The sequence below is a fragment of the Pontibacter chinhatensis genome (assembly GCF_900113285.1).
GTDB lineage: Bacteria > Bacteroidota > Bacteroidia > Cytophagales > Hymenobacteraceae > Pontibacter > Pontibacter chinhatensis.
Window position 1 is genome coordinate 87,990 of sequence record NZ_FOOT01000005.1, and the last position, 12,242, is coordinate 100,231.

General features: G+C 55.6%; 8 protein-coding genes. 7 read left to right on the forward strand and 1 reads right to left on the reverse strand.

Translation table 11 applies throughout. From position 1 onward, the window contains the following. Positions 1-82 precede the first annotated feature (82 nt). Positions 83-1,816, forward strand: a complete 1,734-nt coding sequence (locus tag BM040_RS14795) for a family 43 glycosylhydrolase (RefSeq protein ID WP_092103155.1) — start codon at positions 83-85, stop codon at positions 1,814-1,816. Positions 1,817-2,098: 282 nt separating this feature from the next. On the opposite strand, the gene BM040_RS21590 is transcribed toward BM040_RS14795, so the two are convergent. Next, complete coding sequence (locus BM040_RS21590) at positions 2,099-2,341, reverse strand: hypothetical protein (RefSeq protein WP_139217820.1); 243 nt, start codon at positions 2,339-2,341, stop codon at positions 2,099-2,101. On the opposite strand from BM040_RS21590, the gene BM040_RS22005 reads away from it, so the two are divergent. From BM040_RS22005 to BM040_RS14825, 6 genes are all read left to right on the forward strand, one after another. After that, on the forward strand, positions 2,340-4,502 hold the full coding sequence (locus BM040_RS22005; protein WP_092103157.1) for a glucoamylase family protein: 2,163 nt from the start codon (positions 2,340-2,342) through the stop codon (positions 4,500-4,502). The genes BM040_RS21590 and BM040_RS22005 overlap by 2 nt on opposite strands. Next, complete coding sequence (locus BM040_RS14805) at positions 4,499-5,167, forward strand: SGNH/GDSL hydrolase family protein (RefSeq protein ID WP_092103159.1); 669 nt, start codon at positions 4,499-4,501, stop codon at positions 5,165-5,167. Before BM040_RS22005 ends, BM040_RS14805 begins: the two co-directional genes overlap by 4 nt. 16 nt (positions 5,168-5,183) lie before the next feature. Beyond that, complete coding sequence (gene bglX / locus BM040_RS14810; protein WP_245756232.1) at positions 5,184-7,541, forward strand: beta-glucosidase BglX; 2,358 nt, start codon at positions 5,184-5,186, stop codon at positions 7,539-7,541. Positions 7,542-7,630: 89 nt separating this feature from the next. Next, positions 7,631-9,151: a sulfatase family protein gene (locus BM040_RS14815; RefSeq protein WP_092103164.1), complete on the forward strand. Its 1,521-nt coding sequence runs from the start codon at positions 7,631-7,633 to the stop codon at positions 9,149-9,151. Positions 9,152-9,321: 170 nt separating this feature from the next. Then, positions 9,322-11,091: a family 43 glycosylhydrolase gene (locus tag BM040_RS14820; RefSeq protein WP_217646784.1), complete on the forward strand. Its 1,770-nt coding sequence runs from the start codon at positions 9,322-9,324 to the stop codon at positions 11,089-11,091. Positions 11,092-11,121: 30 nt separating this feature from the next. Next, entirely contained in the window at positions 11,122-11,934 is an 813-nt protein-coding gene (locus BM040_RS14825; RefSeq protein ID WP_092103169.1) for a carboxylesterase family protein, read from the forward strand. The last annotated feature ends 308 nt before the right edge of the window (positions 11,935-12,242 follow it).

Below are 12,242 nucleotides of genomic sequence, written 5' to 3' on the forward strand. Positions count from 1 at the left end.
ATAAAGAAAAGAGCTTAGCAAGCTGTATCAGCTAGCAGGAAAATACCCAATAGGAAGAAAAACAAAGTATAAAACCATACTTATGAGAAGAGCCTTACAAGCTATACTTTCACTGGCCATACTTTGGGGGAGCGGCACGGCGGCCCTGGCCCAGAGCACGCACATGAGCACGTACTGCAATCCGATTAACATCGACTATACGTACGCCGTGTACGATGCCTACAAAGACATCTCGTACCGATCCGGCGCCGACCCGGCCGTAGTGGAGTTCCGCAACGAGTACTACATGTTTGTGACCCGCTCGATGGGCTACTGGCACTCCACCGACCTGCAGAACTGGAACTTCATCAAACCGGAGAAATGGTATTTTCAGGGCTCCAACGCACCGGCGGCTTTCAACTACAAAGACTCCTTGCTGTACGTGGCCGGTGACCCATCCGGCTCCATGAGCGTGCTGTTTACCGACAATCCCAAGCGGGGCGACTGGCAAGCCACACCCGGCATTTTGGGTGATTTGCAGGACCCGGCGCTCTTTATCGACGACGATGGCAAGGCCTACATGTACTGGGGTTCCTCCAACACCTACCCGCTTCGGGTAAAAGAGCTGAATAGGAAAGACCGCTTCAAGCCATCGGAGAAAACAGTGGAGCTTTTTAAGCTGCATGGCGACAAGCACGGCTGGGAGCGCTTCGGCGAGAACCACTCTGACACCGTACTGGCCGGCTACATGGAAGGCGCCTGGATGACGAAGCACAATGGCAAGTATTACCTGCAGTATGCTGCTCCTGGCACCGAGTTTAACGTGTATGGCGATGGCGTTTATATAGGCGATTCACCACTCGGGCCATTTACGTACGCGCCCAATAACCCGGTATCCTATAAACCGGGAGGCTACATGAACGGCGCCGGCCACGGTAGCACCGTGGTGGGTCCGGCAGGAGAGTACTGGCACTTTGGCTCGGCTTCGGTGTCGGTGAACATGAACTGGGAGCGCCGCATCAACATGTTCCACACCACGTTTGACAAGGATGGGCTGATGCACGTGGATACTTATTTCGGCGACTACCCGCATTTCGGTCCGTCGGTGCCGGGCAAGATGGGCCAGTTTGCCGGCTGGATGCTCCTATCTTATAAAAAGCCGGTGAAAGCTTCCTCTACCCTGGAGAACTTCAAGCCCGAGAACATGCTGGATGAGAGCACCAAAACCTTCTGGGTGGCCGAGCAAAACAATGACCAGCAGTGGGTGCAGATCGATCTGGAGAAGCCGGGCAAAGTATACGCTGTGCAGGTCAACTACCATGACTACAAATCCAACCTCTACGGCAAAGTGCCGGGGTTGTACCACCGCTACGTGGTGGAGGGCTCTACAGACGGCAAGAACTGGAAAACGCTGGTGGACAGGAGCGACAACTACCGCGACGTGCCCAACGATTATGTTGAGCTGGGTACCCCGCAGACGGTTCGCTACATCCGTTACCGCAACATCCATGTGCCGACGCCTAATCTGGCCATTTCCGGCTTGCGCGTGTTTGGCGTGGGGCAGGGCAAAGCGCCGGCCCGCGTGAAAAACTTTAAGGTAAACCGCCAGCAGGACCGCCGCGACGCGATGATTACCTGGGACAAGCAAGCCAACGCGCAGGGCTACAACGTGCTCTGGGGCATTGCTCCGGATAAACTCTACAGCTCCTGGATGGTGTACGACGACAACAAACTGGACCTGAAAAGCCTGGGCGTGGACCAAGGCTACTACTTCGCCATCGAGTCCTTCAACGAAAACGGCGTGTCCGAAAGAACGAAGCCGGTGAAGGTGGATTAAGGTGTTGAGCTAATGTATACTAACTATACTCTTTATACTTTGACTAACCTTAAATTAAGTGACGCCCTTAACTATACTTGATCATGATAGATGTATAAAACTGTTCCCAGTTTTTCCAGGAGGCGCCTTGTGAGATCCGGTGCCCGTTTAGGGCATGCCGAGCGCAGGCGAGGCAAGGAGGGAACACCGCGCTGAGTGGGAAAACGAGGCCTCCCGGCCTGGGAGGGCACCCAAACAGGAGATGAAACAGCAGCTTATTTAAGCCTGGAGGATGAACGGGAGCTAGCAAGGATAGCTTAGTTCCAGTCGAAGGAAGCGGTGGCTATGAAAGTATAAGCCGGCAAGTATAAAAGTATAGCAGAAGTATAAATTTGGCTTTTCAAGCCACTCGGATTGCAAATCCGAGAACATAGAAAGGCACGAGCTACAAGCTCGCGCCAGCAATGGGAATGAATAAAGTATAAATCGACAAGTATAAAGTATAGCCAAGTATAAATCAGAAAGTATAAACCAGCTAAGAGCCATGCGAAGTATACTTCTTGCCATCATTACCCTGTTGCACGCCACCAACCTGATGGCGCAGGAGACCCCCTACACCAGGGTTTTCTTCGACAACAGCTTGATGGACAAGGACCATTTCTATACTTCGGCCAGCTATACTTCGCCAAGCTGGGTGAAGAACAGCAGCGGCAAATTGCCTGTGAGCGAGGAAGTATACTTTACCCCCGGCAATGCGCTGGAGCTGAAGTATAACTCCGCCAAAGGCGGGCAGTGGCAGGCGCAGGTGCTGTACCACCCCATCCGGGGCATGGACTTTTTCCGGCCACAGGAGAAGCTGGTCTTCAGGCTATACATCAAATCCAACACGGCGGCAACAGAGCTTCCGGCAGTGGCTATTGGCAAGCGGGAGGCGAAGGAGCTTTCCCAGTTCCTGCCGCTGCAAAACTACATGCCCAACTATAAAACCGGTGCCTGGTTGACGGTGGAGGTGCCGCTCAGCAGCTTCAAAGGCCTGAACTTCAGCGATGCGAAGGAGGTGGATGTGGTGGCCTTTCAGCAGCAGGCAGAAGACGGAAAGTGGCACGAACTGTACCTGGATCAGGTGGAGATGCTGCCGCTGCAAGCCGGGGAAAGTATAAAGTCGGCCCCCAAACTGCTAAGCGCCACAGGCTACGAAAAACACATCGACCTGACATGGGAAAATATCGAAGACCCTGCCGTGCGCTACGTGCAGGTATACCGCTCCACCGATAACAAAAACTTCAGGCCGGTGGCGGTGCAACTGCCCTCCATCTGCCGCTTCGCCGACTACGTGGATACCGTGGGGCAGACGTTCTACTACAAAATCAGCTTGCTGGATGATCGCTACCAGGAAACAGGCCCCTCTAAAAGTATAAGCGCCGCCACCCGGCCCATGACGGACGAGGAACTGCTGACGATGGTGCAGGAGGCCAACTTCCGGTATTACTGGGAGGGAGCGGAGCCCAACAGCGGATTGGCGCTGGAGAACATTCCGGGTCGCCGGACGATGGTGGCCTCCGGAGCTTCCGGCTTTGGCATATTGGCCCTGCTGGTAGGTATCGAGCGCGGGTGGATAACGCGGGAGCAAGGGGTGGAGCGCTTTCTGCAGATCGTGCACTACCTCGACAAGGCTGAGAAGTTCCATGGTGCCTTTTCGCACTTCATCAGCGGGGAGACGGGTAAGGTAGAGCCTTTCTTCGGCCCGCGCGACAATGGCGGCGACCTGGTGGAGACGGCTTTCCTGGTGCAGGGGCTGCTGGCGGCGCGGGAGTATTTCACGGCAAACACGCCGCAGGAAAAAGAGATTCGCAACACCATTACCACAATCTGGCGCGGCGTGGAGTGGGACTGGTACCGCAAAAAGCCGGAATCTGATTTCCTGACCTGGCACTGGTCGCCGGACCAGGCCTGGGTGCTGAACCACCAGCTTATCGGCTGGAACGAAACGATGATCGTGTACCTGCTCGGCATTGCTTCGCCGACGCACAGCATACCCGCCAGCATGTACTACAGCGGCTGGGCCAGCCAGAGCGAGAAAGCGCAGCAGTACAGGGCCGCCTGGGGCCAAACCAAAGAGGGAATGATGTATACCAACGGCAACACCTATTTCGGCATTCCGCTGCCGGTGGGGGTGTCCAACGGCGGGCCGCTGTTCTTTATACATTACTCCTACATGGCAGCCGACCCGCGCAAGCTGACTGATAAGTACACCAACTACTTTGAGAATAACCGGAACATCGCGCTGATAAATTACCGCTATAGTATAGAGAACCCGGAGAACCACCAGGGCTACAGCGAGAACAGCTGGGGCCTCACAGCCTCGGACGGCCCGTGGGGGTACGCGCCCAACGAGCCGGTGCCGCACGCCGATTCCGGCAAGATGACACCGACCGGGGCGCTGGCCTCGTTCCCTTACACGCCGGAGGAGTCGATGCGGGCACTGAAGCACTTTTACCGCGAGTATGGCCACTTTCTGTGGGGTGCCTATGGTTTCCGGGATGCCTTTAGCCTGGAGGAGAACTGGGTGTCGCCGCTGTACATGGGCCTGAACCAGGCACCTATTACGGTGATGATCGAAAACCACCGAAGCGGCCTGATCTGGAACCTGTTCATGAAAAACAAAGAGATACAACAAGCCCTTAAAAAAATAGAGAGAACCCGATGAGAAAAATCTACTTGTCCTTCGCCCTGCTGTTTATACTTCTGGCGCTGCCCAACGCACACGCCCAGCATAACAATCCGCCTTTCTGGAACGAAATCCAGGCTTTTAAGCAGCAGGACAGCCAGCAGATGCCGCCCCGGGACGCCATACTTTTCGTGGGCAGTTCCTCCATCAAACTCTGGAATAACCTGCAGGAGATGTTCCCGAAGCATACGGTTGTTAACCGTGGCTTTGGCGGCTCCAACCTCCTCGACCTGAAGCGCTACCTCAACGACATCGTGATACCCTACCAGCCGAAGCAAATCGTGATCTATTCCGGTGAGAACGACATTGCCGGAGGCGATGTGCAGGCGCCGGAGGTGCTGGAGCGCTTTCAGGATGTGTTCCAAAGTATAAGGCAGGAGCTGCCGCAGGTGCCGGTGGTGTTTGTGTCCATCAAACCCAGCCCATCCCGCCTGAAGTATAAACCCATTATAGAAGAGGCGAACCAGCTGATAAAGGCCTACTTGCAGACACAGCCCAAGACAAAGTATGTGGATGTGTACAAGCCGATGCTGCAGAAGAATGGAAAACCAAAGCCCGAGATTTTTACGCAAGACAGCCTGCACATGAACCAGCAAGGCTACCAGATCTGGAGGAAGAAGATAAAATCAAGCTTGATTAAATAACCTAACTATAGTATCCATGAAACAAATCATACGCACAGCCCTGGTCATGTCAATCGGGTTGATGAGCACACAGTGTAATACAGCCCAGCAGCCTACCACCGCACAGCAAACCGAAACCGTGGAGCCGACACAAACGCCAACCGCTAGGGCCAGCAGCACAGCAGACCCGCGCATGCGCCAGTTTGTGGACAGCCTCCTGAGCCAGATGACGTTGGAGGAGAAGATCGGGCAGCTGAACCTGGTGTCGGTGGGCTTCGACGTGACGGGGCCGGTGGTGAGCCAGAATGTGGACGAGAACATCCGCAAGGGCAACGTAGGGGGCGTGTTCAACACCTATACCCCGGTGGCCGCCCGAAAGCTGCAGGAGTTTGCCGTCAACAACACGCGCCTCAAAATTCCGCTTTTGTTCGGCTACGACGTGATCCACGGGCACCGCACCATTTTCCCGATTCCGCTGGGCCTTTCGGCGAGCTGGGACCTGGAGGCGATTGAGCGCAGCGCCCGCATTGCCGCCGACGAGGCCTCTGCCGATGGCCTGAACTGGGTGTATTCGCCGATGGTGGACATTGCCCGCGACCCGCGCTGGGGCCGTATTTCGGAAGGCGCCGGGGAGGACCCATACTTAGGTTCTGAGATAGCTCGGGCGATGGTGCGCGGCTACCAGGGCGATGACCTGACCAAGGAAAATACCGTGATGGCCACCGTGAAGCACTTTGCGCTGTACGGCGCCTCCGAGGCCGGCCGCGATTACAACACCGTGGACATGAGCCTCAACCGCATGTTCAACGAGTACATGCCGCCGTATAAAGCCGCTATAGAAGCAGGTGTGGGTAGCGTAATGTCCTCCTTTAACGACATAAATGGCGTACCGGCTACCGGTAACCACTGGCTGATGACCGAACTGCTGCGCGACAAGTGGGGCTTCGATGGCTTTGTGGTGGCAGACTACACCGCCGTGAGTGAAATGATAGCACACGGGATGGGCGATGAAGCCAAGGTGGGCGAGTTGGCCCTGTCAGCCGGCGTGGACATGGACATGGTAAGTGAGGTATACCTCCGGCACGTGAAGCAGTCGGTGGATAAAGGAAGCCTAAGCGAGGAAGTGGTAAACACCGCGGCGCGCCGTATCCTGGAGGCAAAGTATAAACTGGGCCTGTTCGAGGATCCGTACCGCTACACAAATGATCAGCGCGCCAAAACAACGATAATGAAGCCGGAGTACCGCGAGGCCTCCCGCGACATTGCCCGCAGAAGCATGGTGCTCCTGAAAAACAGCAAGCAGACGCTGCCGCTGAAGAAGTCCGGCACGATTGCCCTTATCGGCCCGCTGGCCAACAACCAGCGCGACCTGATTGGTAACTGGAGCGGCGCCGGCGACTGGAAACAGGCCGTTTCGGTGGAGCAAGGTATCAAAAACGTGGCAGGCAACGGCGTGAAAATCAACTACGCCAAGGGAGCCAACATCACCGACGATGAGCAGATGATCAAGCGCCTGAATGCCCACGGCGGCGAGCTGCAGCTTGACAAGCGTACTTCCGAGCAAATGATTGCCGAGGCCGTAAAAGTAGCCCGCGCCTCTGATGTGATCGTGGCCGTAGTGGGAGAGTCGCAGGGGATGAGCGGGGAGGCCGCCAGCCGCGCCGACATTGGCTTGCCTGGCAAGCAGCGCGAACTGCTGATGGCCCTGAAGAAAACCGGCAAGCCGCTGGTGGTGGTGCTGATGAACGGCCGTCCGCTGGCGCTGCCTTGGGAAGACCAGAATGCCGACGCCATCCTGGAGACCTGGTTTGCCGGCACCGAGGCAGGCAACGCCATTGCCGATGTGCTGTTCGGCAACTATAATCCATCAGGTAAACTCACGGCCACCTTCCCGCAGATGGTGGGCCAGATTCCGCTCTATTACGCGCACAGAAACACAGGCCGCCCCTTCAACGGCGATCTGCTCAACAAGTATACCACCCGCTACATGGACGTGACAAACGAGCCGCTGTATCCTTTTGGGTTTGGCCTGAGCTATACTTCGTTTACCTACTCCAAGCCACAGCTGAGCAAGACCAGCATCAGCCCGAGCGAGAACCTGGAGGTAAGCGTGCAAGTGCAGAACACCGGCAACTACGACGGAGAGGAAGTGGTGCAGCTGTATGTGCAGGACGTGGTGGCCAGCATCACGCGCCCGGTAAAAGAGCTCAAGGGCTTTCAGAAAATCAACCTGAAGAAAGGCGAAAGCCGGACCGTGACCTTCACCATCACCCCGGAGCACCTCAAGTTTTATAACAACGAGCTGGACTTTGTACTGGAGCCAGGCGAGTTTAAAGTATACGTAGGCACCAACTCCCGCGACGTGCAGGAGGCCAGCTTTACGGTAACACAGTAAATTTGATAGGTTAGGTAGGTAGCTGCTGCCGGCCCTGAAAAGCCGGTGGCGGCAAACCTTCTTCTCATCAACTTAAAAAAACCGACACCATGAACAACCCCTACACGCTTAGCAAGTGGCTGGTAAGTGTACTGGCGCTGCTGCTGTGGCTGCCCACCGCGGAGGCCCAGAAAAAGAAGCAGGCCAAGCCCATGAACGTCATCTTTATACTTAGTGATGACCACCGCTATGACTTTATGGGGTTTATGGGCAAGGTGCCGGAGCTGCAAACGCCCAACATGGACCGCCTGGCCAAAGAGGGCGCGCACCTGCAGAATGCCTTTGTCACTACCTCGCTTTGCTCACCCAGCCGCGCCTCCATCCTGACCGGCCAGTACGCCCACAACCATGAGATAGTGGATAACAGTGCGCCGCTCCCCGAGGGACTCGTTTTTTTCCCGCAGTACCTGCAGCAGCAGGGCTACCAGACCGGCTTTTTCGGCAAATGGCACATGGGCAACACCGACGATCAGCCGCAGCCGGGCTTCAACAAATGGGTGAGCTTTAAAGGGCAGGGCGTGTACTATAGTCCTACGTTTAACATCGATGGCAAAGAGGTGAAGCAGCCGGAGGGGAGCTATACCACCGACCTGCTCACCGACTATACTTTGGAGTGGCTGCAGCAGCGCGACAAGAATAAGCCTTTTTTTGCCTACCTCTCGCACAAGGGCGTGCATGCCGAGTTTATGCCGGCCAAGCGGCACGAGGGCAAGTATAAAGACATCGAAGTTGTCAGCCCGCCCTCCATGTACCTCACCGCCACCGACTCCAGCAAGCGCTACGGCAGGGTGCAGGAGCCGAAGGGGCCGGTAAACGTGCGCGACATCCCTAAGTGGGTGAAGGCGCAGCGCAACAGCTGGCACGGTGTGGACGGCATGTATGACGGCGAGATAAAGTTCGATGATTTTTACCGCCAATACCTGGAAACACTGCTGAGCGTGGACGAAAGCATTGGCCGCGTACTGGAGTGGCTGAAGAAAGAGGGGCTGGACAAGAATACGCTGGTCATTTACATGGGCGATAATGGTTTCCAGTTTGGGGAGCTGGGCCTGATTGATAAGCGCGATGCCTACGAGGCTTCTATTCGCGTGCCGCTGCTGGCCCGCGCGCCGGGCTTGATTAAGCCTGGCACCAAGGTAGAGCAGATGGTGCTGAACGTGGACATTGCCCCCACCATTATGGAGCTGTCAGGCATGGAGAAACCGGCGCAGATGCAGGGCTACTCGTTTCTGCCGCTGCTGCAGGGAAAGAAGATCCCGTGGCGCGACAAGATTTTCTATGAGTATTACTGGGAGTGGGCCTTTCCGCAGACACCCACTATTTTCGGCGTGCGCACCGACCGGTACAAATACATCTACAACCACGGCGTCTGGGACATCAACGAGCTCTACGACATACAGAACGACCCCGAGGAGATGAACAACCTGATACGCAACCCGCAGTACGAGAAAATCGCAGGGGAGCTGAAGGCGGAGCTGTGGAACTGGCTGGAGACAACCAACGGACTGCAGATACCGCTCAAGAACGTGCCCTTTAAGCGCATCGACCTGCCCTATAAAGGAACTTTCTAAACATTAGAGACCCTGGTATTTCTCAAGTATAGCCCCCGGATTTGCTGCTGCCAGCCCTGTTCGCAGCTGATTTTATACTTAGGAAGAGGCAACATGCCCTGGCCAAAGCAGCTCAAAGGCTAGGGGGCAGGGAAGTATAGAAAACTATCGTCAGGCATCAAACTACTTGCATGAAGTATAACCGCAGGAATACCAGAAGTATGAAAATCAGCGTGTGGCCCAAAGCCATACTGGGCGGGTTTATACTTTGGCTGCTGCAGGTAACGGCCTTGGCGCAGGGGCAGCAAACCTACTGCAACCCCATCAACATCGATTATACTTACAGCGTGGTGCATGCCAGCCGGGGCGTGTCCTTTCGCTCGGGTGCCGACCCTGCCGTGGTGCCGTTCCGGGGCGAATATTACATGTTCGTGACACGTTCCCAGGGCTACTGGCACTCGAAGGATTTGCGCAGCTGGCAGTTCATCCGGCCGCAGAGCTGGTACTTTGAGTCCTCCAACGCGCCGGGTGCCTGGCCCATGGGCGATTCTGTACTGATAGCGCTGGGCAACCCGGCATCGGCGCAATCAGTCATTTTTACCGACAACCCAAAGGTGGGCACCTGGCGGGGAGCGCCTTCTGTGCTGCCGCTCACGCTGCACGACCCGGCCTTGTTTGTGGATGACGACGGCAAAGTATACCTCTACCACGAGTCCTCCAACACGCACCCGTTGCAGGGCGTGGAGCTCAACCCGAAGCATTACTTTCTGCCGGTGGGGGAGAACAAAAAGCTCATTACCCTTCATCCAGAGCAGCACGGCTGGGAGCGCTTCGGCGAAACGCACCAGGACTCGGCGGCAGGGTTTCTGGAAGGGGCCTGGATGACCAAGTATAACAACAAATACTACCTGCAGTATGCTGCGCCTGGTACCGAGTGGAGCGTTTACGGTGACGGCGTTTATACTTCCGATTCACCGCTTGGACCTTTCACTTACCAGGAGTACAGCCCCTTCTCCTATAAGCCCGGCGGCTTTATCAGGGGGGCAGGGCACGGCAGCACTGTGCAGGACCCTTATGGCAACTGGTGGCACTACGCTACCATGGTGATTGGGGTAAGCTTTAACTTTGAGCGCCGCATCGGGCAGTTCCCGGCAGGCTTTGACAGGGACGGGCAGCTTTACGCTAACACCGCCTACGGCGATTACCCGCACTACCTGCCCTCACCGGAGAACAAGAACCGTGAAAGTTTATTTACCGGCTGGATGCTGCTGTCTTACAAAAAGCCTGTGAGGGCCTCCTCGGTGCAGGAGAAGTATGGCCCGGAAAACACGGTGGATGAAAGTATAAAAAGCTTCTGGGTGGCGCAGACCAGCAAGCCCGGCGAATGGCTGGAGGTAGACCTGGAGCAGGTGAGCGAGGTAAGGGCCGTGCAGCTCAATTACCATGATTATAAGTCCAACATCTTCGGAAAACCGGACACGCTCTACCACCAGTACCTGCTGGAGTACTCGCTGGACGGGAAAAACTGGCAGACGCTGGTAGACAAAAGGGAAAACCGGCAGGATGTACCCAACGATTACGTGGAGCTGCCGCAGCCGCAGAAAGCCCGCTACATCAGGTTTACCAATCACCATGTGCCCACGCCCAACCTGGCCATCTCGGGGCTGCGGGTGTTCGGAAAAGGCGCGGGTAAAAAGCCCGCCACACCGGCACGCTTTAGCGTGAAGAGGGAGGCAGACAGGCGGCAGGCCAAGCTGGCGTGGCAGCCGGTAAAGGGAGCGCAGGGGTACCACGTGTACTACGGCATTGCCCCCGATAAGCTTTACAACTCCGTGCTGCTTTACCAGGACACTGCCTATGACTTGAACGCCCTGAATGTGGCACCCACTTACTACTTCCAGGTAGAGGCGTTCAGCGAAAACGGAATCAGTAAAAGAACCAAGATTGTGAAAGTGGAGTAGGAGCCACTGAAAAAGTATAAATTACGCGACATGATAAAGTATAAACACACCTTAACCTATAGATGCTCACTTATAGCACTCTTGTTCCTGTTGCTGGCAAGTATAACTACCCAGGCGCAGGGCGAACTGGATGCGTACGAGCGCCAGGTATACGTGCAGGGCAATGATACGCTGCCCTACCGCATCCTCTACCCGAAAAACTTCGATCAGAAAAAAAAGTACCCGCTGGTGCTGGTGCTGCACGGGGCCGGCGAGCGCGGCACTAACAACGAGTCGCAGCTGGTGTATGGGGCCAAACGGTTTCTGGAAGAGCAGGAGCAATTCCCGGCCATTGTGGTGTTTCCGCAGTGCCCCAAGGACAGCTACTGGTCTAACGTGAACATCGTGCCCAACGCGCAGGGCCAGCGCACCTTTAACTTTCAGGCAGGCGGAGAGCCTACCCGAGCGATGGCGGCGCTGATGGGGCTGCTGAAGCAGCTACGCAAGAGCGGAAACGTGGACAAGGACCGGGTGTATTTGGGCGGCCTTTCAATGGGGGGCATGGGTACCTTCGAGTTGCTGTGGCGCCAGCCCAAAACGTTTGCAGCGGCTTTCCCGATATGCGGTGGCGGGGCACCGGAAATGGCCCGCAAGTATGCCAAAAAGGTGGAGAGCTTCTGGGTTTTCCATGGGGAGAAAGACGGAGTGGTGCCGGTGGAGCACTCCAGAATTATGGCCGGGGCCATAGAGAATGCCGGCGGCGACGTGAAGCTGACGGTTTACCCCGGCGTGAACCACAACAGCTGGGATTATGCCTTCCGGGAGCCCGAACTGCTGCGGTGGCTTTTCTCCCAGGAGAAGTGAAAGCAAGAGATAAAGTATAGATAACGCAGGAAAGGCAGCATTCGCTGCCTTTTTCTTTGCCCGCCTATGTAAGTGTAGCGGCCTGACATAGAAAGATTTACAAGGTGCCGGATGGTGTTGTAATAAAAAAATAATATGTGGCGCTAAACCTCATGCACATTCTTAAGTATAGCAAAAACGCTGATTAAACGCTTTCTGGATTCATTCACACTATTTTTAGAGGCTTCGGCTTATTTTTAAAATTTGTTGTGATATTCTAGCTTAGTTTTGAACTTTAAAAACGCACAACTTGTATATGCTTTAGAATT

Bases quoted from the DNA above. Each gene is read 5' to 3' on its own strand.
- BM040_RS14795 (WP_092103155.1), top strand. From the start codon at position 83: ATGAGAAGAGCCTTACAAGCTATACTTTCACTGGCCATACTTTGGGGG.
- BM040_RS22005 (WP_092103157.1), top strand. From the start codon at position 2,340: ATGCGAAGTATACTTCTTGCCATCATTACCCTGTTGCACGCCACCAAC.
- BM040_RS21590 (WP_139217820.1), bottom strand. From the start codon at position 2,341: ATGGCTCTTAGCTGGTTTATACTTTCTGATTTATACTTGGCTATACTT.
- BM040_RS14805 (WP_092103159.1), top strand. From the start codon at position 4,499: ATGAGAAAAATCTACTTGTCCTTCGCCCTGCTGTTTATACTTCTGGCG.
- bglX (WP_245756232.1), top strand. From the start codon at position 5,184: ATGAAACAAATCATACGCACAGCCCTGGTCATGTCAATCGGGTTGATG.
- BM040_RS14815 (WP_092103164.1), top strand. From the start codon at position 7,631: ATGAACAACCCCTACACGCTTAGCAAGTGGCTGGTAAGTGTACTGGCG.
- BM040_RS14820 (WP_217646784.1), top strand. From the start codon at position 9,322: ATGAAGTATAACCGCAGGAATACCAGAAGTATGAAAATCAGCGTGTGG.
- BM040_RS14825 (WP_092103169.1), top strand. From the start codon at position 11,122: ATGATAAAGTATAAACACACCTTAACCTATAGATGCTCACTTATAGCA.